A 26,447-nucleotide genomic window follows, 5' to 3' on the forward strand; every position below is an offset into this window, starting at 1 on the left:
GGCACGCACTTTAGGCTTTGGGCAGCGTTTAGCCGATACGCTCGCCACCCAGTGCATCGCGCTGCATCGATTGCAGGTTTTTTTCAATGGTTTCGCAGATGGTGTCCATCTGGATCTGGTGTTCGCTGGAGTAGAACGGGCTTTGCAGGTCGGTGCCGATACGCTCGATGGCCAGCAGCATGAAGCCCACTACCGTGGAGGCCAGCGGGGTGAACCAGCCGAGGGATTCCACCAGGCCCACAGGCACGATCAGGCAGAACAGTGAAATGAAAAGGCGCGGGAAGTACACGTAGGGGTAGGGCAGTGGGGTGTTGGCGATGCGCTCCATGCCGCCCTGGGCGTTGGACAGGTCCACCAGGGTCGATTCCAGCCGCGCCAGGCGGATGCTGTCGAGGTGGCCGGCCTTGTACTCCCTGGCGAGCAACGTCGCCGAACCGGTAAGGATGTCGTTGGCAAAATTGTTGGTGGCGCCGCTGCGGGCAAACTCATCGGCGGGGATAAACGCACGGACCTCGTCAGGGCACGGCTGGCCCTTGAGGTGCGCGGCCAGGCAATTCACATAGGCCACATGCCGACGCAGCAGGGTGGCCTTGACCGGGTTCACTTCGTCGTCCGGGTCATCCAGCAGCGTCAGCACCTGGCGCGCAAAGCTGCGCGAATTATTGACCATCGCCCCCCACAGCGTGCGCGCTTCCCACCAACGGTTATAGGCGCTGCTGTTGCGAAAACTGATCAGCACCACCAGCGCCGAGCCGAGCAGGGTCAAGGGCATCAGCGGCAGGTTGATCTTGTAGGTGAGGAACAGCATGAAGTCCACGGTGACGGCGACGTCCCACAGCAACAGCCAGAACAGGGCCCAACCGACGTAGCCCATGGTTTTGATGATCAGGCGGTATTTCTTGATGATGGCGGCTTTCAAACGACGACCTCGCGACGAGCGGTGGGCAACAGTGCCTTAGCTCGGACGCGGGGTAGGGGGGAAAGGTTCGCTGCTGAAACGTTTCTTATTGCTGGGCGAGGATGCTGGCGAGCAAGCCCGGGAAGCGGGTTTCCAGCTCATCGCCGCGCAATGAGTTCATGTGCGTGGTCCCCACATTGCGCGTCTGCACCAGCCCGGCATCGCGCAACACACGAAAGTGGTGGGACATGCTCGACTTGGGCCGCCCGCCATCCAGTTCGCCACAGCTGGCTTCGGCAACACCGGCCAGGCAACGCACGATTTCCAGGCGCACCGGGTCGCTCAGCGCGTAGAGCACGCGTTCGAGGGTGAGGTCTTGGACAAGGGGGTGTTTGAAGGCTCGCATGAAACGAATCATAACAGGGGGCTATCGCTGAATACTATAGTTCGATTACCATCGAACTATCGAATCAACCACCCCCTTGCTGGAGTCGTCCCATGGCCGCCTTGTTCGAACCGTTCAAACTCAAAGACGTCACCCTGCGCAACCGCATCGCCATCCCGCCGATGTGCCAGTACATGGCCGATGACGGCATCGTCAACGACTGGCACCACGTGCACCTGGCCAGCATGGCCCGTGGTGGGGCAGGGCTGGTGGTGGTCGAGGCCACCGCCGTGGCGCCGGAAGGCCGTATTACCCCGGGTTGCGCGGGGATCTGGAGCGATGCCCATGCGGCCGCGTTTGTGCCGATGGTCAAGGCGATCAAGGCTGCCGGCTCGGTGCCGGGCATCCAGATCGGCCACGCCGGGCGCAAGGCCAGTGCCAACCGCCCGTGGGAAGGCGATGACCATATGCCCGCTTCCGACGCCCGCGCGTGGGAAACCATCGCGCCGTCGGCGATTGCCTTTGGTGCCAACCTGCCACAAGTGCCTCGCGCCATGACCCTGGACGACATCGCCCGCGTACGCCAGGACTTCGTCGACGCCGCCCGCCGTGCCCGCGACGCCGGTTTTGAATGGATCGAGCTGCACTTCGCCCACGGCTACCTGGGCCAGAGTTTCTTCTCCGAACACTCCAACCAGCGCACCGACGCCTACGGTGGCAGCTTTGACAACCGCAGCCGCTTCCTTCTGGAAACCCTGGCCGCCGTGCGCGAAGTCTGGCCGGAAAACCTGCCGCTGACCGCGCGTTTCGGTGTGCTCGAATACGACGGCCGTGACGAGCAGACCCTCACCGAATCCATCGAACTGGCCCGTCGTTTCAAGGCCGGTGGCCTGGACCTGTTGAGCGTCAGCGTCGGCTTTACCATCCCGGACACCCATATCCCGTGGGGCCCGGCATTCATGGGTCCGATTGCCGAGCGCGTGCGCCGCGAAGCCGGTATCCCGGTGACTTCGGCGTGGGGGTTTGGCACGCCGCATCTGGCGGAAGAAGCCTTGCAGGCCGGGCATCTGGACCTGGTTTCGGTCGGCCGTGCCCATTTGGCTGATCCGCATTGGGCGTACTTTGCGGCCAAGGAACTGGGCGTGGAGAAGGCGTCGTGGACCTTGCCGGCGCCTTACGCGCATTGGTTGGAGCGCTATCGCTGATTGGCGATAACGCCAAGGCTGGAAAAAATCCAACGGTGGGAGGGGCTTGCTCCCTCCCACCGTTGCTTCGCGTCAAGCCGATACAAAGTGGTTACCCGAAAAATAGTGAATGAGAACGCATATCAATTGGTCTACGATTGGTATAGCATCGCGCCGCGAAAATCTGGCAGCTATGCCGCTCCATTTGGCTCATTCACTAGGTTCATCATTCATGCGTCGTACCCTGGTTTCCATTTGTGTGCTTCAGGCGTTTTCCCCCTTCACCTGGGCAGAAGTCGCCCCGACCGACAAAGCCAGCGTGGAGTTGCAAGCCACCTCCATCACCGGCACCGCGGACTACGAGACCGCCCAAGGCCCGGTCAAGGGATACCTCGCCACACGTTCCGCCAGTGCGACGCGCACCGACACCTCGATCCATGAAACCCCGCAATCCATCAGCGTAGTGACCAAGGATGCCGTCGAAGACATCGGCGCCACCCGCCTGCAAGACGCGCTGGACTACGCCGGCGGCGTCGGCCGTGCCAACAACTTCGGCGGCCAGGGCCTCACTACCTTCACTGTGCGCGGTTTCACCACTGGCGAGTTCTACCGCAACGGGTTCCCGATCAACCGTGGCTACCCGAACATGCCGGACGCCAACACCATCGAACGCCTCGAAGTACTGCGCGGCCCGGCCACTATGCTTTACGGCCGTGGCGACCCAGGCGGCACATTCAACGTGGTGTCCAAGCAACCACTGCCCGAGCGCACCGTGACCCTGGGCAGCCAACTGAATGACCAAGGCATGAAGCGCGGCACCCTCGACGCCTCCGGCCCGCTGGATGACGAAGGCCGCCTGGCCTATCGCCTGAACGTGGTGGGCGAGGGCGGCGAGACCTTTCGTGATCATGTGGAAACCGAGCGCTACGGCGTGACGCCAGTGATCACCTGGCAGGCCAGCGACGACACCAAGGTGATCTTCGAAGGCGACTTCATGCGCAACAACCACCCGCTGGACCGTGGCCTGACGCGCTTCGCCAATCAAAAAGGCACCGCGTCCCGCGATACGTTCTGGGGCGACAAGGATGTGGGCAAGCTGCACAACGACAACAGCATGGCGCAGTTGCGCTTTGAGCATCTGCTGAATGAGAACTGGACCTTGGGCGGTGGATTCCAGTGGTTGGATGGGACGTTGCAGGGCAATGCTATTGAGGCCAACGGTCCCGCCAGCCTGAACGCCGACGGTCGCACCCTGCAACGCAACTTCAACTACCGCAAGCTGGAATGGACCGACAAAGACACCCAGCTCAACCTCACCGGGCATTTCTCCGCAGGCGGTTTCGAGCACACCTTGCTGACCGGTGTCGAATTTGAAAACTACGACTACAAATCGATCATCCAGCGCTCCAGTGCGGCGGCTGGCACTTACCCCATCGACATCTTCGATCCGGTCTACGGCCAGGCACGTCCGCCGCTCACCCGCACACCGACCCATGACAAGGAAAACCTCAAGACTTACGCCGCATTCGTGCAGGACCAGGTTGCGCTCACCGAGCGCCTGAAAGTGCTGGCCGGCGCGCGTTTCGAGCGCTTCGAACATGACTACGAAAGCTATGTGAGCGGTGTCAAACCCTGGAGCGCCGCGGACAACGCGGTCACTCCGCGCGTGGGTGTGACCTACGACCTCACCGACACCGTAGCGATCTACGCCGACGCTGCGCGTTCGTTCAAGCCAAACACCGGCGCGGCCCGCGTCGGTGGCGGGTTCGAGCCGGAGAAGGGCAAGTCCTATGAGATGGGTGTGAAGTGGGAAGCACTGGATCGCCAGCTGAGCGTCGATGCCGCGATCTATCAGATCGAGAAGAAAAACGTCCTCGCCACCGACCCGGTGGATTCGGCCTTCAGCGTTGCCGCAGGCCAGGTGCGCAGCCGTGGTTTCGATCTCAACGTGGCGGGCAACCTTACGCCGCAATGGCGGGTCATCGGCGGCTATGCCTATGTAGACGCCGAAGTCACCAAGGACACCACGCTCCGCTCCGGCACCCGCCTGATGAACATCCCGCGCAACAGCTTCAGCCTGCTCAACGTGTACGAGTTCCAGGACGGCACGCTGAAGGGCCTTGGCCTGGGTGCAGGTGCCAAATACGTGGATGAGCGCGCAGGCCAGACGGCAAACACCTCGTTCGCCATGGATGCCTACACCGTCGTCGACCTGCTTGGCTACTACAAGGTCAACGACAAAGTACGCCTGAACCTCGACGTGAAAAACCTGTTCAATCGCGAGTTTGAAGAAGGTGCGTTCGGTAATATCTACGCCTACCCCGGTGCCCCCCGCACCGTCCAGGTCGGCATCGCCTACACCCTGTAAAACCCCGCGCGGCTTGCAGCCAATTGCAAGCCGCGTCACACCCCTGACAAATCCCCGCCGATAAGCATTTACGTCCACCCCCATTCGATGAGAAAAGCATGTCCATTTTCCCGGATATGGACATCTCATGCCTCGTTCAACCCTGATAGCCCGTGTGCTTTTCACGCTGGTGGTCGTCCTGGCGCTCTGGTACTGCTGGATTCTCATCAGCGCCACCCAGCAAATCGGCGGCGCCAGCCCCGCTCAACAGACCCTCGGCACCTTGCCCGGCGTGCGGCCACGGGCGGTCGCCAAGGACTGCACCGGGGTGGTGGTGACCGCCCAGGGCACGTGGCTGGTGGGGCGCGTGGAAAATGAATATGAACAGCTGGCGCCGTCGGCCGAGCGCATCGACCTGAATGGGTTGGTTGCCGGCAAACCACGGGACACGTCCCAAACCAGCGTAATCGCGCGCTTGGATGCCGACGGCGTGTTCAAGCCGGTAGCACAGGTCAGTGGCACGGCGTGCCTGGTGACGAGTGCAGAAGGTGCAAGGGTTGTGCTGTTGACGGACATTTATCGGGCCGACGATGGGGGCGCCCAGAACGTGGTGTTTCGCAGCGATGACCAGGGCAAAAGCTGGGCGTGGCTGCGTGACGGGTTTTTCCCAGACGTGAGCGGTGCGGCCACCACGATCACGCCGTACTTCTACGGCAAGGACGAGGTCTGGGCCTGGCGCTGGGCCGACGACATCGAGCCGCTGTCCGGGGTGTTTTACTCCGCCGATGGCGGTGCCCACAGCACGCCGATCACGGTGACAGAGCCGCTGGCAGTGACCGCCGACTACGTGCGCAGCCAGCATCCGGACATCCAGGAGTGGCGCGACTCGGTCGACCAACTCACCCACGTCCTGCAAGTCAGCCCGCAGCGTGCGTTTATCTGGGTGTCCCAGCGTTATTGGGCCAGCCATCCCGATGGCAAGAGCGATAACCTGGCGTTCAGCGTCACCACCCGTGTGCAGGTGCAACGCGTGGCTGGGCAGTGGCAAGTGGAGAACCTGCAGCGGGACAACGGCCTGTATATCTCCGAACTGGCCGACAACGGCGCCGGTCGTGTGATCGGGCTGATCGACCAGGGCTCCAGCGGTCGCACGCTGGTCGCCGAGCTGGACACGGGCAGCCTGGCCTGGAAACCCCTGGGCGAGTTACCCAACGTGTTCTCCCCACTGCCCGCCAAGACCCGGGCGTTCGGGCTGTGGGTAGGACGCAACAGCCTGCTGGTCAACACCTACAGCGGCCACCGTCCGCCGCGTTGGCTGTATTGGTGGAGTGAGGCGAACATCTCGGCCGACGCGGTGTTCTATTCCCAGGACTGGGGCCAGTCCTGGAAACGCCTGGCGTTGGACGGCTACATGGGCGTGCGCGGGTTTGAGGGGAAAAGCGACCGGGTGATCTGGAGCCAGCAGGATTACGGCGCCGACACCGTCCTCAACACCTACCGCTTGCACTAAACCCCGTAGTGAGCGGGCTTGCCCGCGCCGGGCGGCGAAGCCGCCCCAAATCCAGCCCCCCGGTTTTTCTGAAACACCGCGGCGCACCGTTTGGGGCGGCTTCGCCACCCAGCGCGGGCAAGCCTGCTCACTACAGGGGGGTGAGGACGTTCATGACGGTGTCCAGCGCTACGCGTGTGTCGTCCAGTTGCACCAGAGAGGCATGCCGCGCACCCAGTGCGTCGCGGTTCTGGATCGCGGTGAGGATCGCCTTGTGCCGGGGCAGGCTCAGGCCCTGGATGTCGGGGCGGCGGTTGGTGATGTTGATCGATTCGCGCAGCGGCAACGACAGCATGTTGCACATGTAGGCCAGCAGGTCGTTGCGCGTGGCGTCGGCGATGGCGCGGTGGAAGTCCAGGTCGGCCTGTAGCAGCTCCTCGTGGGTCTTCGCGGTTTCCATGCCCAGGTAGGCTTTTTCGATGGTGGCGATGTCTTCGTCGGTAGCCGTGGTCGCGGCCATGGCGGCGATTTCCGGTTCGAGGATGCGCCGCACACCGGCCAGGGTGTTGAAGAATTCGCTGTGGGGCGTGGACTGCATCAACCAGGACAGCACGTCCGGGTCGAGCAGGTGCCATTTCAAGCGTGGCCGTACCACCGCGCCGACCCGTGGCTTGGAATACACCAGGCCCTTGGCGCTGAGCACCCGCGTCGCCTCGCGCAACACCGAGCGGCTGACCTTGTACTCCTCGCAGAGCGTGGCCTCCAGGGGCAGCTTTTCTTCGGGCTTGAAGCGCCCGGAAACGATGTGCATGCCCAAGTCCTGAACGATCTGGGCATGCATGCTCTTGCGCGGCTTGGGCGGCTGGTGATCCATAACGACGGGGAGGCTCTGGCTTAAAGACGCCGCATCATAGCATCCCAATTAGTGGGAATGCCGGGGGACTTCCGCCCCTCGGCAGCCCACCAGGAAGTCAAAGTCGCAACCCTGGTCCGCCTGCAGCACATGGTCGATGTACAGCTGGCGATAGCCGCCGACGATCAGCTTCTGCGGCGGTGCAAGATCGGCCATGCGCGCCGCCAGTTCGGCGTCGGGGATGTCCAGGTGCAGGCGGCCGTTGGCGCAGTCCAGCTCGATCCAGTCACCTTCCTGCACCGTGGCCAACGGCCCGCCAGCCGCCGCTTCCGGCGCCACGTGCAAGACCACGGTGCCGTACGCGGTGCCGCTCATGCGCGCGTCGGAAATCCGCACCATGTCCGTCACGCCCTGTGCCAGCAGCTTGGCCGGCAAGCCCATGTTGCCCACCTCGGCCATGCCCGGGTACCCCTTCGGCCCGCAGTTCTTCATGACCAGAATCGAGTTGGCATCCACGTCCAGTTCCGGGTCGTTGATGCGTGCCTTGTACATGTCGAAGTTCTCGAACACCACCGCACGGCCGCGATGCTGCATCAGTTCCGGGCTGGCGGCCGACGGCTTGAGCACCGCACCCAGCGGCGCCAGGTTGCCGCGCAAGACGCAAATGCCGCCGTCGGCGCGGATCGGGTTGTCGAGCGTGCGGATCACTTCATCCCTGCCGTAGATCGGTGAGTCCTTGGTGTTCTCGCCGAGGGACTTGCCGTTCACGGTCAGCGCATTCGGATGCGGGATCAGGTTGGCTTCACCGAGGCGGCGCAACACGGCGGGCAGGCCGCCGGCGTAGTAGAACTCTTCCATCAGGAAGCGCCCCGACGGCTGCAAGTCGACGATGGTCGGCATGCCGCGGCCCATGCGGGTCCAGTCGTCCAGGTCGAGTTCGACGCCGATGCGTCCGGCGATGGCTTTGAGGTGAATCACCGCGTTGGTCGAACCGCCGATGGCCGCGTTCACGCGGATCGCGTTTTCAAACGCCTCTTTGGTGAGGATCTTCGACAGCTTCAAGTCTTCACGCACCATCTCCACCGCACGCATGCCAGACATGTGCGCCAACACATAACGTCGCGCATCCACCGCTGGAATCGCCGCGTTGTGGGGCAGGGAAGTACCCAGCGCCTCGGCCATGCAGGCCATGGTCGAGGCGGTGCCCATGGTGTTGCAGGTGCCCGCCGAACGCGACATGCCGCCCTCGGCCGCGAGGAAATCGTCCAGGGTAATCGTGCCGGCCTTGACCTGTTCGCTGAGCTGCCAGACCACTGTGCCCGAACCGATGTCCTGGCCCTTGTGCTTGCCGTTGAGCATTGGCCCGCCGGTGACCACGATGGCTGGCACGTCGCAACTGGCGGCGCCCATCAGCAGGGCGGGGGTGGTCTTGTCGCAGCCGGTCAGCAGCACCACGCCGTCAATCGGGTTGCCGCGAATCGCTTCCTCCACGTCCATGCTCGCCAGGTTGCGCGTGAGCATGGCGGTAGGGCGCAGGTTGGATTCGCCATTGGAGAACACCGGGAATTCCACCGGGAAGCCACCGGCCTCGATCACGCCGCGTTTGACGTGCTCGGCGATCTGGCGGAAATGCGCGTTGCACGGGGTCAACTCCGACCACGTATTACAGATGCCGATGATCGGTTTGCCATGGAACTGATGGTCGGCAATGCCCTGGTTCTTCATCCAGCTGCGGTACATGAAGCCGTTCTTGTCGGCAGTACCAAACCACTGGGCGGAGCGTAGGCCGGGCTTTTTATCAGACATGATCGATTCTCTTATTGTATGACTATATGTTCTATGCGTGCTTAAACATAAGCGCAAAATCGCTGCTTTGGAAGAGTTGTTTTGCAAATAGTCCTACTATATAGTCTTTCTCAACTGAGGTATGACCCTGGCGGATTTTCGCGAGAGGCGTCCCCCGAGCTTCTATAAAAACAACAATCCGGAGATCGACCCATGAGCCAGGAACTGCGGCTTATTCGGCGCATCACGCTGAAACTGATTCCCTTCCTGATCCTGCTGTACCTGATCGCCTACGTGGACCGTTCCGCCGTGGGCTTCGCCAAGTTGCACATGGGCGCCGACGTCGGCATCGGCGACGCCGCCTATGGCCTGGGCGCGGGGCTGTTCTTTATTGGCTACTTCCTGTTCGAGATCCCCAGCAACCTGATGCTCGACCGCTTCGGCGCACGGCGCTGGTTTGCGCGGATCATGATCACCTGGGGCACGATCACCATCGGCATGGCCTTTGTGCAGGGCCCGCACAGCTTCTATGTGATGCGCTTTCTGCTCGGCGCGGCGGAGGCGGGGTTCTTCCCTGGCGTTCTGTACTACATCACCCAGTGGTTCCCGGTGCGCCATCGCGGCAAGATCCTCGGGTTGTTCATCCTCTCCCAGCCCATCGCAATGATGATCACCGGCCCGGTGTCCGGTGGTTTGCTGGGCATGGACGGCATCCTCGGCCTGCACGGCTGGCAGTGGCTGTTCATCGTCATCGGCACCCCGGCGATCCTGTTGACCTGGCCGGTGCTGCGCTTCCTGCCGGACGGGCCCAAGCAGGTCAGCTGGATGAGCGCCGACGAGAAGGCCTGGCTTACCGGCGAATTGAACAAAGACCTGCAAACCTACGGCCAGACCCGCCACGGCAACCCGCTGCATGCCTTGAAAGACAAACGCGTGTTGCTGCTGGCGCTGTTCTACCTGCCGGTGACCCTGAGCATCTACGGGCTGGGCCTGTGGCTGCCGACTCTGATCAAGCAGTTCGGCGGCAGCGACCTCACCACGGGTTTCATCTCCGCCGTGCCTTACCTCTTCGGCATTATCGGCCTGCTGATTATCCCGCGCAGTTCCGACCGCTTGAACGACCGCTACGGCCACCTTGCGGTGCTCTACGTACTGGGTGCCATCGGGTTGTTCTTCAGTGCCTCGCTCAGTGTGCCGGTGCTGCAAATGGCCGCGCTGTGCCTGGCGGCATTCGCGATGTTTTCCTGCACGGCAGTGTTCTGGACCTTGCCGGGGCGCTTCTTTGCGGGGGCCAGCGCGGCGGCGGGCATTGCGTTGATCAACTCGGTGGGCAACCTCGGCGGCTATATCGGCCCGTTCGTGATCGGTGCGCTCAAGGAATACACCGGCAACCTCGCTTCGGGCCTGTACTTCCTGTCCGCTGTGATGGTGTTCGGCCTGCTGCTGACCGGCGTGGTCTACCGCCTGCTGGAACGCAAGCACGTGCTGCCCGCCGACCAATTTGCCGCCAGCGCCCGTGGCGCCACACGTACTTGATTCAAGGAGAAAAGGCATGCGTTTAGTTCAGTTTGAAGTGCACAACAGTGAGCGTCGGGTCGGCGTGGTGCAGGGCGCGCAATTGCGCGAAGTGCAGGGCGCCCGCAGCGTGCGGGAATTGGCCCTGGCCGCCATCGAAGCCGGCGTCGGCCTGGCGCAACACGTGAACAGCCTGGGCCTGGGCGTCAGCCACGATTACGCGGCATTGCTCGCCGCGCTGAAAATTCTGCCACCGCTGGATCACCCCGACCCCGCTCACATGCTTATCAGCGGCACCGGCCTGACCCACCTGGGCAGCGCCTCGGCCCGCGACAAGATGCACCAGGCCGGTGACGACACCGCCCTGACCGACACCATGCGCATCTTCAAATGGGGCGTGGAGGGCGGCAAACCCGCGGCCGGCCAGGCGGGTGTGCAACCGGAGTGGTTCTACAAGGGTGACGGCAGCATTGTCGTGCGCCCCGGCGCCGCGTTCCCGGTGCCACCCTTTGCCGAAGACGCCGGTGAAGAGCCGGAAATCGGCGGCCTCTACGTCATCGGCCCGGACAGCCGGCCTTATCGCGTCGGCTTCGCGGTGGGCAACGAGTTCTCCGACCACGTGATGGAGCGCAAGAACTACCTGTACCTGGCCCATTCCAAACTGCGCAGTTGCAGCTACGGCCCCGAGCTGCGCATCGGCGAGCTGCCCGCGCATTTGTCGGGCAGCAGTCGCATCCTGCGCAACGGTGAAGTGATCTGGCAGAACGAGTTCCTCAGCGGCGAGGCCAACATGTGCCACAGCCTGGAAAACCTCGAATACCACCACTTCAAGTACCGCCAGTTCCTCACGCCGGGCGATGTGCACGTCCACTTCTTCGGCACCGCCACGTTGTCATTCGCCGACGGTATACGTACCCAACCGGGGGATGTGTTCGAGATCAGCCAGGCCGAATTCGGCGCGCCGTTGGTCAATAGCGTCGGCAGCAGCGATGCGGCATTCGAACCCGGCCACGTCCTCACCCTTTAAGGAGCCCCTCATGTCCCAGTTTCTCGGCCACAACTACATCGGCGGCCAGCGCAGCGCCAACGGCAGCGTCACACTCAAGAGCGTCGACGCCAGCACCGGCGAAGCCTTGCCCCAGGATTTTTACCAGGCCACCGCGCAGGAAGTTGACGCCGCCGCCAAGGCCGCCGCGCAGGCCTACCCGGCCTACCGTGGATTGAGCGCGGCGCGGCGTGCGCAGTTCCTCGATGCGATCGCCGATGAGCTGGATGCGTTGGGCGATGATTTTGTCGAGCTGGTCTGCCGCGAAACCGCGCTGCCCGCTGCCCGCATCAAAGGCGAGCGCGGGCGCACCAGCGGCCAGATGCGCCTGTTCGCCAGTGTGCTGCGGCGCGGTGATTTCTACGGCGCACGCATCGACAAGGCGTTGCCGGAGCGCCAGCCACTGCCGCGCCCGGACCTGCGTCAATACCGCATCGGCCTGGGCCCGGTCGCGGTGTTTGGTGCGAGCAACTTTCCCCTGGCGTTTTCCACGGCCGGCGGTGATACCGCGGCTGCGCTGGCCGCAGGCTGCCCGGTAGTGTTCAAGGCCCACAGCGGGCACATGGCGACCGCCGAGCGCGTGGCAGACGCGATTATCCGCGCCGCCGAAGCCACCGGCATGCCGGCCGGTGTGTTCAACATGATCTTTGGCGCGGGCGTCGGCGAGGCGCTGGTCAAGCACCCGGCGATCCAGGCCGTGGGCTTTACCGGCTCGCTCAAGGGCGGGCGTGCGTTGTGCGACATGGCGGCGGCGCGGCCGCAACCGATCCCGGTGTTTGCCGAGATGTCGAGCATCAACCCGGTGCTCGTGCTGCCCGAGGCGCTCAAAGCCCGCGCCGAAAGCATCGCCCGCGACCTGACCGCCTCGGTGGTGCAGGGCTGCGGCCAGTTCTGCACCAACCCTGGCTTGGTGATCGGCATCGCCTCGCCAGCCTTCACCGCGTTCACCCAACAAGTGGCGCAATTGATCGGCGATCAACCGGCACAAACCATGCTCAACGCCGGCACCCTGGGCAGTTATGGCAAGGGCCTGGAAAAACTCCTCGCACACCCCGGCATCGAGCATCTGGCGGGCAACCCGCAGGCGGGCAATCAGGCGCAGCCGCAGCTGTTCAAGGCTGATGTGCGCCTGTTGATCGACGGCGATGAAGTGTTGCAGGAAGAAGTCTTCGGCCCCACCACGGTGTTTGTCGAAGTGGCTGATCAGGCTCAGCTCAGTGCCGCTTTGCACGGCCTGCATGGTCAGCTCACCGCGACCCTCATTGGCGAACCGAATGACCTGCAACAGTTCGCCGAACTCACGCCGCTGCTGGAACAGAAAGTCGGGCGCATCCTGCTCAACGGTTACCCCACCGGCGTCGAAGTCTGCGACTCGATGGTACATGGCGGCCCGTACCCGGCAACGTCCGATGCCCGTGGCACCTCGGTCGGCACCCTGGCCATCGACCGCTTCCTGCGCCCCGTGTGCTTCCAGAACTACCCTGATAGCCTGCTGCCCGACGCGTTGAAAAACGCCAACCCGTTGCGTATCCAGCGGTTGGTGGATGGCACGCCATCGCGTGACCCGCTGTAAGACGCAGACCTGAGAACAACAACAATCCAGGAGGCAACATGTCGTTTCACGCCGTTACCGCACACCGTGCGCAACTGGGGGAGAGTCCGTTCTGGGACGTGCCCACCCAGGCGCTGTACTGGGTCAATATCGCCGGCAAGCAGGCGCTGCGCCTGATGGGCGGGCAGTTGCAGGTGTGGCAGTTGCCCGAGCATGTCTCGGCGTTCATCCCGTGTGAGCGCGGCGATGCGTTGGTGACGTTGAGCAGTGGTGTGTATCGCCTGGATCTGGTCACCGAAGCCCTGACGTTGTTGTGCGTCGCCGACCCGCAGCCGGGCAACCGCAGCAATGAGGCGCGCTGCGATGCCCGGGGGCGCCTGTGGCTGGGCACCATGCAGAACAACATCGGCGAACAGGGTGAAGACCTGCCGATTACGCGCCGTTCCGGCGGCCTGTTTCGTATCGATGCCGATGCGCAGGTCACGCCGTTGCTCGGCGGCTTGGGCATCCCCAACACCCTGCTGTGGAACGAGGATGCCAGCCTGGTGCACTTCGGCGACAGCATGGACCGCACGCTGTACCAGTTTGCAATCCGGCCGGACGGCCAGCTCGACCCCGCGCAGGCGTGGTTCGGCGCCCACGCACGTGGCGTGCCGGACGGCTCGGCGATGGACGTTGAAGGCTACCTGTGGAATGCGCGCTGGGATGGCAGTTGCCTGCTGCGTATCGCGCCAGATGGGGAGGTGGACCGCATCATTGAACTGCCTGTCAGCCGTCCCACCAGTTGTGTGTTTGGTGGGCCGGACCTTACCACCCTGTATATCACCAGTGCCGCCAGCCCTTTGGATCACCCGTTGGACGGTGCCGTGCTGGCAATGGAAGTGGATGTACCCGGAAAGCCTTGCACGCGTTTCGCCGGATAACGAGCGAGCCTGAACTGTGGCGAGGAGCAAGCGCCCTCGCCACAAGAACCGTTCTACCTAAAAACAACAACAAGGAGTCACCCTATGAATCGTCGTCGTGGTATCCGTTCCCTGTGCGCCGCCGCCGTAGCGGTCTCGGCCATGAGCTTGAGTGGGCTGTTGCTGGCCGCTGAAGAAGTGAAGATCGGCTTTCTGGTCAAGCAGGCTGAAGAACCGTGGTTCCAGACCGAATGGGCCTTCGCCGAAAAAGCCGGCAAGGACCATGGGTTTACCGTGATCAAGATCGCCGTGCCCGATGGCGAGAAAACCCTTTCGGCCATCGACAGCCTCGCGGCCAACGGCGCCAAGGGCTTTGTGATCTGCCCGCCGGATGTGTCCCTCGGCCCGGCCATCGTCGCCAAGGCCAAGGCCAACGGCCTCAAAGTCATTGCCGTGGATGATCGCTTCGTCGATGCCAAGGGCGCCTTTATGGAAGACGTGCCGTACCTGGGCATGGCGGCCTTCGAAGTTGGCCAGAAACAGGGCGCGGCCATGGCGGCCGAAGCGAAAAAACGTGGCTGGGACTGGAAAGACACCTACGCGGTGATCAACACCTTCAACGAACTCGACACCGGCAAGAAACGCACCGACGGCTCGGTCAAATCCCTGGAAGAGGCCGGCATGCCCAAGGAGCACATCCTGTTCACGGCGGCCAAGACCCTCGACGTCCCCGGTAGCATGGACGCGACCAACTCGGCCCTGGTCAAGCTGCCCAGTGGCGCGAAAAACCTGATCATCGGCGGCATGAACGACAACACCGTGCTTGGCGGCGTGCGCGCCACCGAAAGCGCCGGCTTCAAGGCGGCCAACGTGATCGGCATCGGTATCAACGGCACCGACGCCATCGGCGAGCTGAAAAAGCCTGACAGTGGTTTCTTCGGTTCTATGCTGCCGAGCCCGCATATCGAGGGCTACAACACCGCGAAAATGATGTTCGACTGGGTCACCAAGGGCACGGAACCGGCGAAGTACACCGCCATGGATGAAGTGACGCTGATCACCCGCGACAACTTCAAGGAAGAACTGACCAAAATCGGGTTGTGGCAATGACCGCTGCGGCCCTGCGCTTTGACGGCATCGGCAAGACCTTTCCCGGGGTCAAGGCGCTGGATGGCATCAGCTTTACCGCCCACCCCGGGCAGGTGCACGCCCTGATGGGCGAGAACGGCGCGGGCAAGTCGACGCTGCTGAAAATCCTTGGCGGCGCCTACATCCCAAGCAGCGGCACAGTGCAGATCGGCGCGCAGACCATGGCCTTCAAATGCGCCGCCGACAGCATCGCCAACGGCGTGGCGGTGATCCACCAGGAACTGCACCTGGTGCCGGAAATGACCGTCGCCGAAAACCTGTTTCTCGGGCATTTGCCGTCGCGGTTCGGCGTGGTCAATCGGGGCTTGCTGCGCCAGCAGGCCCTCGCTTGCCTCAAGGGCCTGGCGGATGAAATCGACCCGGCCGAAAAGCTCGGCCGCCTGTCCCTGGGCCAGCGCCAACTGGTGGAAATCGCCAAGGCGCTGTCCCGTGGCGCGCATGTGATCGCGTTTGACGAACCCACCAGCAGCCTGTCGGCGCGGGAGATCGACCGCTTGATGGCGATCATCACGCGCCTGCGCGACGAGGGCAAAGTGGTGCTCTACGTGTCGCACCGCATGGAAGAAGTGTTCCGCATCTGCAACGCGGTGACGGTGTTCAAGGACGGCCGCTTCGTGCGCACCTTCGACGACATGAGCGCGCTGACCCATGACCAGTTGGTGACGTGCATGGTCGGGCGCGACATCCAGGACATCTACGATTACCGCCCGCGTGACCACGGCGAAGTGGCGTTGAAGGTCGACGGTTTACAAGGCCCCGGCTTGCGTGAGCCGATCAGCTTTGACGTGCGCAAGGGCGAGATTCTCGGGCTGTTCGGCCTGGTCGGGGCAGGGCGCACCGAACTGTTGCGCCTGCTCAGCGGTTTAGAGCGCACCAGCGCCGGTCGCCTGGAGCTGTGCGGCGCGCCGCTGCAACTGCGCTCACCGCGCGATGCCATCGCCGCCGGGGTGCTGCTGTGCCCGGAAGACCGCAAAAAGGAAGGCATCATCCCGCTGTCCAGCGTCGCCGAGAACATCAACATCAGCGCCCGTGGCGCCCATTCGGCGTTCGGCTGGTTGTTGCGTGACGGCTGGGAAAAGGGCAACGCCGAGCACCAGATCAAGGCGATGAAGGTCAAGACGCCGAATGCCGAGCAGAAGATCATGTACCTCTCCGGCGGCAACCAGCAGAAGGCCATTCTCGGCCGCTGGCTGTCGATGCCGATGAAGGTGCTGCTGCTTGACGAACCCACCCGCGGCATCGATATCGGCGCCAAGGCCGAGATCTACCAGATCATCCATAACCTCGCAGCCCAGGGCATTGCGGTGATCGTGGTGTCCAGCGACCTGATGGAAGTGATGGGCATCAGCGACCGCATCCTGGTGCTGTGCGAAGGCGCGCTGCGCGGCGAACAAACCCGCGCGCACGCCACTGAATCCAACCTGCTGCAACTGGCCCTGCCGCGCAGCCTGGCGAACTGAGAGAGAACCATGACCACTCAACACAACACGCTGCCCACGGCACGCAAACCCCTGGATGTGCGCGCACTGCTCGACAACTGGGCGATGCTGCTGGCGGCGGTGAGCATCTTTTTGCTGTGCGCCTTGCTTATCGACAACTTCCTTTCACCGCTGAACATGCGCGGCCTGGGCCTGGCGATTTCCACCGTGGGCATCGCCGCCTGCACCATGCTGTTCTGCCTGGCGTCCGGGCACTTCGACCTGTCGGTGGGCTCGGTAATTGCCTGTGCCGGGGTGGTCGCGGCCATCGTGATGCGCGATACCGACAGCGTGTTGCTCGGCATCGGCGCGGCATTGCTGATGGGCCTGGTTGTCGGGCTGATCAACGGCATCGTCATCGCCAAGTTGCGGGTCAACGCGCTGATCACCACCTTGGCGACCATGCAGATCGTGCGCGGCCTGGCCTACATCTTTGCCAACGGCAAGGCGGTGGGCGTGTCCCAGGAACAGTTCTTCGTGTTCGGCAACGGCCAGTTGCTGGGCGTGCCAGTGCCGATCCTGATCACCATCCTGTGTTTCCTGTTCTTCGGCTGGCTGCTCAACTACACCACCTACGGGCGCAACACCATGGCCATTGGCGGCAACCCGGAGGCCGCGCTGCTGGCCGGGGTGAACGTGGATCGCACCAAGATCCTGATCTTCGCCGTGCACGGCCTGATCGGCGCGCTGGCCGGGGTGATCCTGGCGTCACGCATGACCTCTGGCCAGCCGATGATTGGCCAGGGCTTCGAGCTGACCGTGATCTCGGCCTGCGTGCTGGGCGGGGTGTCGTTGAGTGGTGGGATTGGCATGATTCGGCATGTGATTGCGGGCGTGTTGATTTTGGCGATCATCGAGAATGCGATGAACCTGAAGAACATCGACACGTTCTACCAGTACGTCATCCGTGGCTCGATCCTGCTCTTGGCGGTGGTCATCGACCGCATGAAACAACGCTGACTCCAAGCCATGTGAGGAACCAAATGTGGGAGCGGGCTTGCTCGCGAATGCGGTGTATCAGATTCAAATGTGTTGACTGACACACCGCATTCGCGAGCAAGCCCGCTCCCACAGTTTTAGTCCGCGGTGAATCTGAAAATGGTGTTCTGGGTGTAGGTCTGGCCTGGGTTCAGGCGGGTGGATGCAAAGTTCGGCTGGTTGGGCGCATCCGGAAAATGCTGGGTCTCCAACGTAAACCCACTCCAATGCAGATACGTCTTGCCGGCTTTACCCTTCACCGAACCATCGAGGAAGTTGCTGGTATAAAACTGCACCCCGGGCTCCGTGGTAAACAGCTGCAAGCGCCGTCCCGACTCAGGATCACGCACTTCGGCCGCCAGTTTTTTCACGTCGCCCTTGCTATCCAGCGCCCAGTTGAAATCAAACCCACCGCTCTTGGGCTCGGCAAACTTGAGCTGCGGGTGATCGTCCTTGATGCGCTGCCCAATCGGCGTCGGCGTGAGGAAGTCCATCGGCGTGCCCTTGACGGGCGCCAGTTCGCCGGTCGGGATCAGGGTGGCATTCACCGGCGTGTAATGGCTGGCGTGCAGGGTGGCGACCTGCTTGAGAATGTCGCCATTACCCGCGCCGGCCAGGTTGAAGTAGCTGTGGTTGGTCAGGTTGAGCACCGTGGGTTTGTCGGTGGTGGCCTTGTAATCGATGTGCAGTTCGTTGTTGTCGTTGAGGCGGTAGGTGACTTCGGTCTTGAGGTTGCCGGGGAAGCCCATCTCGCCGTCCTTGGACAGGTAGGTGAGGGTCACGCCCACCGAGTCCTTGGCCTTGATTGGCGTGGCGGTCCAAACATGTTTGTCAAAGCCCTGGGCGCCGCCGTGCAACGCGTTGGGGCCGTCGTTGAGCGGCACTTGGTAGCGCTTGCCGTCGAGTTCAAACGCGCCGCCGGCCAGGCGATTGCCGAAGCGCCCGATGGTCGCGCCGAAAAACGCCGTGCCGGCCTGGTAGCCCTGCACATCGTCGAAGCCGAGCACCACGTCTTCGACCTTGCCGTGTTTGTCCGGCACCTTGAGCGCCTGCAACACGCCGCCGTAGGTGATCACCGTGGCTTGCATGCCATGGCTGTTGCGCAGGATGTACTGTTCGACGGCGGTGCCGTCGTTGGTTTTACCGAAGGGTTTGTGCTCGCTGCTCAGGCCTGCCGCCTGGGTGCCGCCACTGGCGATCAGCATGGACATGGCCAGGCCCGAAAGCAGGTATCGAGGGTGCTTCATGGTCGAACTTCCTTTTGTTGTTTTGAGTGGAATAGTTCTACTAATGTGCGATATTTTGTCTGTTGGACAGCGAATTTATAGCCTTTAAACAGGTTTTTGCAAAATAAAATAAGACTAATTAGACGAGGCAGCATTTTATGACCACCACACACGCCGTTTACCCCGACCTTGAAGGCAAGACCGTGCTGATTTCCGGCGGCGCCTCGGGCATTGGTGAATTCATGGTGCGCGCGTTTGCCGCCCAGGGTGCCAAGGTCGGCTTTGTGGACCGCGCCCAAAGCCAGGGCGAACGCCTGGCGGCGTTGTTGAGCTCACGGGGGCATACGGTGGAATTCGTGCAGTGCGACATCACTGATGAGATCGCCTATAAGGCCGCCATCGCGCGTTTCGAACACTCCCTGGGGCCGATCACCGTGCTGGTGAACAATGCCGCCAATGACGTGCGGCACACCCTGGAAGAGGTCGACTCGGACACCTTCGACCGGCTCATCTCGGTGAACCTCAAGCACGCTTTCTTCGCCGCCAAGGCCGTAGTGCCGATGATGAAAGGCGCGGGTGGCGGGGCGATCATCAACCTCGGTTCGGTCGGCTGGATGATGGCCTCGGCCGGCTACCCCGTGTACGCCGCCAGCAAGGCTGCCGCCCACGGCATGACCCGTGCGTTGGCGCGAGAGCTGGGGCCGAGCCAGATCCGCGTGAACACCTTGGTGCCGGGTTGGGTGATGACCGAGAAACAACTGGCGATGTGGGTCGATGATGACGCCAAGGCACTGATCAGCCGCAGCCAATGCCTGCCGGGCAGCGTGCTGCCGGAACATATCGCCGACATGGCGTTGTTTCTGGCCTCGGATGCGTCGGCGATGTGTTCGGCGCAGAACTTTATCGTGGATGGTGGGTGGGTCTGATCTTCAATCTTCCAGTCAACAAAGCACTCATGTGGGAGCGGGCTTGCTCGCGAAGGCGGTGTACCAGTCGGTAAATCCAGTAACTGACACTCCCCCTTCGCGAGCAAGCCCGCTCCTACACAAACTCACTCCTACAGGTGGGTAGGGGGTGTTTATTCGATGGGGTATTTCTTGAAGGCAGGGTGTTGCTCCAGTCGCTCTGCCAGGCGTTGCAGGTTGGGGAATGCCTGGGCATCGACCACCGACGCCACGGTGTACTGGCTGAACGACCACGCCACCGCAGCCGTAAGGCTGGCTTGGTTCAGCGCGTCACTGTCGGCCACGTGCTTGTCCAGCAACGAATACGCCGCGAGCAATTGCCCCGTGACCCGCTCCAGCCATGGCGCGTGCAACTTCTCGGCGGGGCGCAGGTTGTGTTCATAGACGATCTGCACGCTCTTCTCGCAGGCCGCCAGCGCCAGGCCCAGCACTTGCAAGTCATGGGCGCGTGCCTTTGGGGCCTGGGGCAGCAGCTTTTTGTCGGCCGGGGCCAGGTTTTCCAGGTAATCCAGGATCAGGCTCGAATCCATCAACACCGTGCCATCGTCCAGCACCAGGGTTGGGGCCTTGACCACCGGGTTGATCTGGGAGAATTCGTTGAAGGTGCTGAACACCGACAGCGATTGATGCTCGAATGCCACCCCATACAACTCCAGGGAAATGGCCACGCGGCGTACGTAGGGCGAGTCCAGCATGCCGATCAATTTCATGAAGCCTCCATTGCTCACAACGTCATTGGCCCAAGAGAGTAAGGGCAGGCGATAGGCCTGCGCAATATCGGACGTCAATGGGTAAGATGGCCTACGAATTCGTTGATCGTAAACGCCTATGGAGCAGTCAGCATGACCGACTACGTACCCCCGAAAGTATGGACCTGGGACACCGAAAACGGCGGCACCTTCGCCAGCATCAACCGGCCCATCGCCGGTGCTACCCATGAGAAACAACTGCCGGTGGGCAAACACCCGCTGCAGTTGTATTCCCTGGCCACGCCCAACGGGCAGAAGGTCACGATCCTGCTCGAAGAGCTGCTGGCCCTGGGGCACAGCGGTGCGGAATACGACGCCTGGCTGATCAAGATCGGTGACGGCGACCAGTTCGGCAGCGGGTTTGTCGGCCTCAACCCGAACTCCAAGATCCCGGCCTTGCAGGACCGCAGCGGCGCCACGCCGATTCGTGTGTTCGAGTCCGGCGCGATCCTGCAATACCTGGCCGAGAAGTTCGGTGCGTTCTTCCCCACTGAACCGGCGGCCCGGGCGGAGTGCCTGTCGTGGTTGTTCTGGCAGATGGGCAGCGCGCCTTACCTGGGCGGTGGGTTCGGGCATTTTTATGCGTATGCGCCGAGCAAGATGGAATACGCGATCAACCGCTTCGCCATGGAAACCAAGCGTCAACTCGACGTGCTGGACCAGCGCCTGGCAGTCAGCGAGTACATTGCCGGAGATGAATACACCATCGCCGATATTGCGATCTGGCCTTGGTACGGTGGTTTGGTCAAAGGCCGTTTGTACGGTGCGGCGGAGTTTTTGTCGGTGCATGAATACAAGCATGTGCAACGTTGGGCCGATGCGATTGATGCACGGCCGGCGGTGCAGCGTGGGCGTAGGGTGAACCGGATTTCCGGTGAGCCGCATGAGCAACTGGCCGAGCGCCATGACGCCAGCGATCTGGATTGACGCAGTTGTAAAAGGTGGGCGCGGGCTTGTGTGTGGGAGCGGGCTTGCTCGCGAATGCGGTGTATCAGTCGACAAATCCACTGACTGGCACGCCGTCTTCGCGAGCAAGCCCGCTCCCACAGTTGGATCTGCACATATCAATCTATTGGTAGCGTTGCTCGTAGATCGCGACCTGCTCGGGCTTGATCAGCTCAAACGGCACCCACACCTCTGACTCAATCGCTTCACCCTTGATCATCCTGATCGCCGACTCCACGGCTTTGGCTGCCTGGGCTTTTGGGTCCTGGAACACTGACGCCGCCAACAACCCACGCTTCACCGCCGCCAAGCCATCCGGCAAGCCATCGATCCCCACAATCGCCACTTCGCCCTTGGCTTTCCCCGCCTGCTGCAACGCCATCCCGGCGCCGATCGCCATTTCGTCGTTGTTGGCGACAATCGCATCGAACTGCGTCCCCGCCAGCAGCCAGTTGCTGGTCAGGTCCATGCCCTTGTTGCGTTGCCATTCGGCGCTCTGCTGCTCCACCACCTTAATCCCGGGATAGTCCTTGAGCACCTGCCTGGCGCCTTCGGTGCGGTCGTGGGTCGCGTTCTGGGCGAGGTCGCCCATGATGATCGCCACATTGCCCTTGCCGCCCAGTTTCTCGGCGAGAAAGCGCATCTGCAACTGTCCGGCCTCGATGTCGTTGGAGGCCACGGTGACCACGCCCTTGGGCAGGCTGCGCTCATCCGGGTGGCGGTTGACGTACACCAGCGGCTTGTGGGCGGCCACGGCGGCGCGGGTCATGTTGGCGGTGGCGGAGGTGTCCACCGGCAGCACAATCACTGCGTCGACGTTCTGGTTCAGGAAGCCTTCGACCTGATTGAGCTGGCGCACCACATCACCCTGGGCGTCTTCGAACTGGATCTGCACGCCCTGTTGCCTGGCGGCCGTTTCCAGGCCGTTGCGCACGTAGGTCATGAAGTTGTCGTCGACCCGGGCAATGCTCACGCCGATGCGGTAATCGGCGAATGACCAGGGGCTGACCAGCAGCAACAGCGAGGCAACAATCAACGAGTAGCGGTTCATAGGGGGGTTCCTTTTATTGTTATAGGGTGAACGCTTGGCGGAATCGCTCCAAGGCCAGCTCGCTGTCGCCGCTGGCCCAGCCTTCGAGGCCGACCACGCCGCGGTAGCCCATGGCATGCAAGGCCCTGGCAATCGCAGGGTAGTGGATTTCACCAGTGCCGGGCTCCTTGCGCCCCGGTACGTCGGCGACCTGGATTTCGCCGATCGCGCTGCCGGCGCGCTGGATCAGCTCGATCAGGTTTCCTTCGCCGATCTGCGCGTGGTACAGGTCCAGGTTCAGCTTCAGGTGCGGGCTGCCCACCGCCTCGATCAGCGCCAGGGTGTCCTCGGCGCGGGCGAACGGCGTGCCGGGGTGGTCGACCGCGGTGTTGAGGTTTTCCAGCAGAAACACGCGGCCGGCGTCTTCGCCCAGGCGGGCGATTTTTTCCAGGGTCTTGCAGGCGCTCAACCACATGCGCCCGCTGGTGTGGCTGACCGGCTGCACGGGCAGGCCGCCGTCACCCAGGCCGGTGCCGTGCAGGTTGAGGCTCGGGCACTTCAAACGTTCGGCAACGCCAAGGGATTCGCGGGCGCTGTCGAGCAATCGGCGGATGCCGTCGGGGTCGGTGAGGGTGCCGCTGATGTAGCCGGTCATCGAGGTGAAGTCGGCGCCGGTGGCGGCCAGGGCGCTGATGTCCTTGTCGGTCCAGTTCCAGATCTCGGCACTGAAGCCCAGTGCATGGATGCGCTTTACGCGCTCGATGAAGGGCAGTTCGAGAAACACCATCTCGGCACTGATCGCCAGTTTGAACGGGCTCATACCGCCACCGCCTGGCCTTGCTGGAACGACTCGATACACGCCCGCGCAATCGCCAGGGCGGCGCGGGCATCTTCACCGCTGGCCAGGGGTTTGGCGCCGCTGCGCAGGCAATCGGCGAAGTGGTTGAGCTCGGCAATATAGGCGTCGCGCAGCAGGTCGGTGTCCAGGCGTTGGGTATCGGCCTGGATACCCTGGGCCAGGTAACGCACCAGGTCGGACTCGTTGACGCCGCCCATGGTCAGCATGCCCGCGCTGCCGAACACTTCGCCGCGCACGTCGTAGCCATACACGGCCTGGAAGTTGGCTTCGGCGGTGGCAATCGCACCGTTGTCGAAGCGGATCGTGACCACGGCGGTGTCAAGAAAGCCTTTGCTCTTGTACTCAGGCGCGATCAACGCGTCGGCCATCACGTGCACTTGCACGGCTTCGGCGCCAGGGTTGAGGTAGCGCAGGGTGTCGAAGTCATGGATCAAGGTTTCGAGGAAGATCACCCATTGCGGCGAGGCCGCTGGGTTGTTCAGCGCCGGGTCGCGGGTCAGCGAGCGCAGCAACTGCGGGGTGCCGATACGGCCGGCGACGACATCGAGGTGGGCGGTGCGAAAACTCTTGGCGAAGCGCCGGTTGAAGCCAACCTGCAACGGCACACGGGCATCGGCCGCGGCGGCGATGGCGCGGTCGGCTTCATCGAGGGTGATGGCCATGGGTTTTTCGCAGAAGATTCCCTTGCCGGCGCGGGCGGCGCTGATCACCAGTTCGGCGTGGCTGCGGGCGGGGGCGGCGATGAGTACGCCGTCGATGTCCGGGTCGTCGAGCAGTTGTTGCGGGTCGGTGTAGACCTTGGCCACGCCCAGCTCGGCGGCGAGGCGGGCGGCTTGGCCCGGCGTCGGATCGGCAATCGCCACCAGGCTGGCGCCGGGGATGTGCCGTGCGGCGGTCAGGCCGTGGAAGCTGCCCATGCGGCCGGCACCGATCAAGCCCAGGCGGATGTTCTGTGTAGTCATGCAATTACCCCTTTTTTATTGTTGGCCTCAGGACGGTCCTGATCGGCAAGGAGGTAAGAGCAAAGCTTGTGCCAATTTGTAACGTGTTGATAGTTAACGATTAATTATTACTAATAAACAAAATGTGTTGATTTAAATGACATGCCTATACTGACATGTCGAAATTATGAACACGGACCCCTCCCCATGAGCATGACGTTCAGCGTGCAAGACCTCGATTACCTCACCGCCCTGGGGCCCGCCGCGCTGAACGATGGCCCCGTCGCGGCGCTGGAGCAGGCGTGGCGCGCTTGCCAGGGCGGCGAAGGCGCACGCCCGGCGGCGGTACGGCAGGTGATCTGGGATTCATGGCGGCGCAGCGTCGCGGCGGGGATCGACCCGGCGGACGCCAGCTATCGTTTTGTCGGCGCCGACGCCCTGGCCGCCACATTGGCTGCCCACCGCGTGCTGATCACCGCCGCCGCGCAAGTCATGCACGGCCTGTTGGCCTACAACCCGCGTGGGCACATCAACCTCACCGACGCCGACGGCACCACTCTGTATTTCTGCGGGTTGGACATCACCCCGGTGGGCAGCCGCCTGCTGGAGTCGGTGCAAGGCACCAACTGCACCGGCCTGGCCCTGGCCGAGGATCGTCTGGTGTACGTGCTGGCCGAAGAAAATTTCGCCAGCGGCCTGCGCGAGCGGCGCATGCACTGCGCTGCCGCGCCGATCAAGAATGCCCAGGGCACGACCCTGGCCATGCTGACCCTCACCGCCGAGCCCGGCTGGTTTCACTTCCACACCCTGGGCACCGTGCAAGCGGCGGCCGAAGCCGTGTCGCGGCAGATGGCCCTGCAAGCGCTGCTGGAAGAACAGCAAACCGTCCTCGAAGTGCTCAACGAAGGCCTGGTGGTGCTGGATGAACGCGGCTGCATCAAGGCGCTCAACCGTTATGCCCGGCAATTGTTCGGGGTCGGCCTGGAGCTGATCGGCCGCCCGTTCCAGCACCTGGGCCACAGTGAATTGAGCGACTCCCTGGGTGAGCCGGTGCGCGACCTCGACTGCACCTTCCACCTGCACGACCGCAGCCAGCTCGCCTGCCTGGTCTCGGTGTGCCCGCTGGAGCAGGGCGGGGTGATCGTGTCGCTGCGCGAGAACCGGCGTATCCGCGAAATCACCCGGCGCATCATCAGCACCCAGGCCCGCTACACCTTCGACACCATCCAGGGCAGCTCGCGGGCGATCCAGGACGCGCTGCACCTGGGGCGCATCGCCAGTCGCAGTGACGCCACCACCCTGATCCTCGGTGAAAGCGGCACCGGCAAGGAGCTGTTCGCCCAGGCGATCCACAACGCGAGCGAGCGCCACAACGGCCCGTTCGTAGCGGTCAACTGCGGCGCGATCCCTCGTGACCTGGTGCAAAGCGAACTGTTCGGGCATGTCGAAGGGGCATTCACCGGCGCGACGAGGGGCGGTTCGGCGGGCAAGTTCGAGTTGGCGGATGGCGGCACGATTTTTCTGGATGAGATTGGTGACATGTCCTTCGATGCCCAGGTCAGCCTGTTGCGGGTATTGCAGGAGGGCGAAGTCACCCGTGTCGGCGCGAAAAATTCGCGGCAGGTCGACGTGCGCATCATCGCCGCGACCCACCGCAACCTCAGCCAGGCGGTGGCCGAAGGCGCATTTCGCGAAGACCTTTACTACCGCCTCAACGTGTTGAACCTGACCGTGCCGCCGTTGCGCATGCGCCGCGAAGACATTCCCTTGCTGGCACGGCATTTCCTCACGCGCTGTGCTCGCTCATTGCGTAAATCGGTGCAGGGGTTTGCGCCGGATGCGCTGGCGTTGCTCACGGCCTACAGCTGGCCGGGCAATGTGCGGGAGCTGGAAAACAGCATCGAGCGCGCGACCAACCTGGCCATGGGCGAGTTGATCCAGCCGATTGATTTGCCCCTGGACACCCGCCCGCGCACGCCCATGCGATTGCCCGAGCCGCCACCTGCCCAGCAACTGAGCAGCTTCGAGATGCACGCCATCGTCGCCGCGCTGCAGAGCACCGGCGGCAACATCCGCCTGGCGGCGCGGCAACTCAATGTGTCGCGGGGCGGGCTGTACAACAAGATGAGCCGGTTCGGCCTGAATGCCGCGGATTTTCGCAATCATTGAGCC

The 26,447-nt window shown here is 63.0% G+C and carries 22 protein-coding genes; 13 read left to right on the forward strand and 9 right to left on the reverse strand.

Features of this window, described 5'->3' with window-relative positions:
• Positions 1–28: 28 nt before the first annotated feature.
• The gene (locus tag PSH81_RS10215; RefSeq protein ID WP_226457796.1) at positions 29–919 is read right to left on the reverse strand and encodes a bestrophin family protein; all 891 of its coding nucleotides are present in this window, start codon (positions 917–919) and stop codon (positions 29–31) included.
• Between the two features lie 85 nt (positions 920–1,004).
• Positions 1,005–1,316, reverse strand: a complete 312-nt coding sequence (locus PSH81_RS10220; RefSeq protein ID WP_305392436.1) for a helix-turn-helix transcriptional regulator — start codon at positions 1,314–1,316, stop codon at positions 1,005–1,007.
• Positions 1,317–1,396: 80 nt separating this feature from the next.
• Between PSH81_RS10220 and PSH81_RS10225 the strand changes: the two genes are divergently transcribed.
• The 3 genes from PSH81_RS10225 to PSH81_RS10235 all read left to right on the forward strand — a co-directional run bounded on the left by PSH81_RS10225 (position 1,397) and on the right by PSH81_RS10235 (position 6,324).
• Positions 1,397–2,488 (forward strand): NADH:flavin oxidoreductase/NADH oxidase, encoded by a 1,092-nt coding sequence (locus tag PSH81_RS10225; RefSeq protein ID WP_192300898.1) that lies wholly within the window; start codon positions 1,397–1,399, stop codon positions 2,486–2,488.
• Between the two features lie 211 nt (positions 2,489–2,699).
• The gene (locus PSH81_RS10230) at positions 2,700–4,835 is read left to right on the forward strand and encodes a TonB-dependent siderophore receptor (RefSeq protein ID WP_305392437.1); all 2,136 of its coding nucleotides are present in this window, start codon (positions 2,700–2,702) and stop codon (positions 4,833–4,835) included.
• Between the two features lie 127 nt (positions 4,836–4,962).
• The gene (locus PSH81_RS10235; RefSeq protein WP_305392438.1) at positions 4,963–6,324 is read left to right on the forward strand and encodes a hypothetical protein; all 1,362 of its coding nucleotides are present in this window, start codon (positions 4,963–4,965) and stop codon (positions 6,322–6,324) included.
• Between the two features lie 130 nt (positions 6,325–6,454).
• Here PSH81_RS10235 and PSH81_RS10240 read toward each other — a convergent pair whose 3' ends face one another.
• Both PSH81_RS10240 and PSH81_RS10245 read right to left on the reverse strand, forming a co-directional pair.
• Positions 6,455–7,177 carry a FadR/GntR family transcriptional regulator gene (locus tag PSH81_RS10240; RefSeq protein WP_017739605.1) on the reverse strand — a complete coding sequence of 241 codons (723 nt, stop codon included), beginning with the start codon at positions 7,175–7,177 and terminating at the stop codon, positions 6,455–6,457.
• A gap of 48 nt (positions 7,178–7,225) precedes the next feature.
• Positions 7,226–8,962: an IlvD/Edd family dehydratase gene (locus PSH81_RS10245; protein WP_192300901.1), complete on the reverse strand. Its 1,737-nt coding sequence runs from the start codon at positions 8,960–8,962 to the stop codon at positions 7,226–7,228.
• A 192-nt stretch (positions 8,963–9,154) separates the two neighbouring features.
• Here PSH81_RS10245 and PSH81_RS10250 point away from each other — a divergent pair, with 192 nt between their 5' ends.
• From PSH81_RS10250 to araH, 7 genes are all read left to right on the forward strand, one after another.
• Positions 9,155–10,477: an MFS transporter gene (locus PSH81_RS10250; protein WP_192300902.1), complete on the forward strand. Its 1,323-nt coding sequence runs from the start codon at positions 9,155–9,157 to the stop codon at positions 10,475–10,477.
• 16 nt (positions 10,478–10,493) lie between these two features.
• A complete protein-coding gene (gene araD1, locus PSH81_RS10255; RefSeq protein WP_305392439.1) occupies positions 10,494–11,483 on the forward strand; it encodes an AraD1 family protein in 990 nt (329 codons plus the stop codon).
• A 10-nt stretch (positions 11,484–11,493) separates the two neighbouring features.
• On the forward strand, positions 11,494–13,074 hold the full coding sequence (locus PSH81_RS10260) for an aldehyde dehydrogenase (NADP(+)) (protein WP_305392440.1): 1,581 nt from the start codon (positions 11,494–11,496) through the stop codon (positions 13,072–13,074).
• 38 nt (positions 13,075–13,112) lie between these two features.
• A complete protein-coding gene (locus PSH81_RS10265; RefSeq protein ID WP_192300905.1) occupies positions 13,113–13,976 on the forward strand; it encodes an SMP-30/gluconolactonase/LRE family protein in 864 nt (287 codons plus the stop codon).
• A gap of 84 nt (positions 13,977–14,060) precedes the next feature.
• Positions 14,061–15,065 carry a substrate-binding domain-containing protein gene (locus PSH81_RS10270; RefSeq protein WP_305392441.1) on the forward strand — a complete coding sequence of 335 codons (1,005 nt, stop codon included), beginning with the start codon at positions 14,061–14,063 and terminating at the stop codon, positions 15,063–15,065.
• Positions 15,062–16,564 carry an L-arabinose ABC transporter ATP-binding protein AraG gene (gene araG, locus PSH81_RS10275; protein ID WP_305392442.1) on the forward strand — a complete coding sequence of 501 codons (1,503 nt, stop codon included), beginning with the start codon at positions 15,062–15,064 and terminating at the stop codon, positions 16,562–16,564. Before PSH81_RS10270 ends, araG begins: the two co-directional genes overlap by 4 nt.
• A 9-nt stretch (positions 16,565–16,573) precedes the next feature.
• Positions 16,574–17,542: an L-arabinose ABC transporter permease AraH gene (araH, locus tag PSH81_RS10280; RefSeq protein ID WP_305392443.1), complete on the forward strand. Its 969-nt coding sequence runs from the start codon at positions 16,574–16,576 to the stop codon at positions 17,540–17,542.
• Between the two features lie 116 nt (positions 17,543–17,658).
• Here the strand turns inward: araH and PSH81_RS10285 are convergent, their stop codons facing one another.
• Positions 17,659–18,807, reverse strand: a complete 1,149-nt coding sequence (locus tag PSH81_RS10285) for an aldose epimerase family protein (protein WP_305392444.1) — start codon at positions 18,805–18,807, stop codon at positions 17,659–17,661.
• Between the two features lie 137 nt (positions 18,808–18,944).
• Between PSH81_RS10285 and PSH81_RS10290 the strand changes: the two genes are divergently transcribed.
• The gene (locus tag PSH81_RS10290; protein ID WP_226457363.1) at positions 18,945–19,712 is read left to right on the forward strand and encodes an SDR family NAD(P)-dependent oxidoreductase; all 768 of its coding nucleotides are present in this window, start codon (positions 18,945–18,947) and stop codon (positions 19,710–19,712) included.
• A gap of 152 nt (positions 19,713–19,864) precedes the next feature.
• Here PSH81_RS10290 and PSH81_RS10295 read toward each other — a convergent pair whose 3' ends face one another.
• Positions 19,865–20,461: a glutathione S-transferase family protein gene (locus PSH81_RS10295; RefSeq protein ID WP_226457364.1), complete on the reverse strand. Its 597-nt coding sequence runs from the start codon at positions 20,459–20,461 to the stop codon at positions 19,865–19,867.
• A 132-nt stretch (positions 20,462–20,593) separates the two neighbouring features.
• On the opposite strand from PSH81_RS10295, the gene yghU reads away from it, so the two are divergent.
• The gene (yghU, locus tag PSH81_RS10300) at positions 20,594–21,427 is read left to right on the forward strand and encodes a glutathione-dependent disulfide-bond oxidoreductase (RefSeq protein WP_305392445.1); all 834 of its coding nucleotides are present in this window, start codon (positions 20,594–20,596) and stop codon (positions 21,425–21,427) included.
• A gap of 142 nt (positions 21,428–21,569) precedes the next feature.
• Here yghU and PSH81_RS10305 read toward each other — a convergent pair whose 3' ends face one another.
• From PSH81_RS10305 to PSH81_RS10315, 3 genes are read right to left on the reverse strand one after another with little or no spacing between them, the layout of a single operon-like run.
• Entirely contained in the window at positions 21,570–22,496 is a 927-nt protein-coding gene (locus PSH81_RS10305) for a sugar ABC transporter substrate-binding protein (protein ID WP_192300913.1), read from the reverse strand.
• 19 nt (positions 22,497–22,515) lie between these two features.
• Positions 22,516–23,295, reverse strand: a complete 780-nt coding sequence (locus tag PSH81_RS10310) for a TIM barrel protein (protein WP_192300914.1) — start codon at positions 23,293–23,295, stop codon at positions 22,516–22,518.
• On the reverse strand, positions 23,292–24,296 hold the full coding sequence (locus tag PSH81_RS10315; RefSeq protein ID WP_305392446.1) for a Gfo/Idh/MocA family oxidoreductase: 1,005 nt from the start codon (positions 24,294–24,296) through the stop codon (positions 23,292–23,294). The genes PSH81_RS10310 and PSH81_RS10315 overlap by 4 nt, the downstream gene beginning before the upstream one ends.
• Positions 24,297–24,482: 186 nt before the next feature.
• Here PSH81_RS10315 and PSH81_RS10320 point away from each other — a divergent pair, with 186 nt between their 5' ends.
• Positions 24,483–26,444, forward strand: coding sequence for a sigma-54-dependent Fis family transcriptional regulator (locus PSH81_RS10320; protein WP_305392447.1), 1,962 nt, complete (start codon positions 24,483–24,485; stop codon positions 26,442–26,444).
• Positions 26,445–26,447: the final 3 nt, after the last annotated feature.

This window comes from Pseudomonas sp. FP2335 (genome assembly GCF_030687535.1).
Taxonomy (GTDB): domain Bacteria; phylum Pseudomonadota; class Gammaproteobacteria; order Pseudomonadales; family Pseudomonadaceae; genus Aquipseudomonas.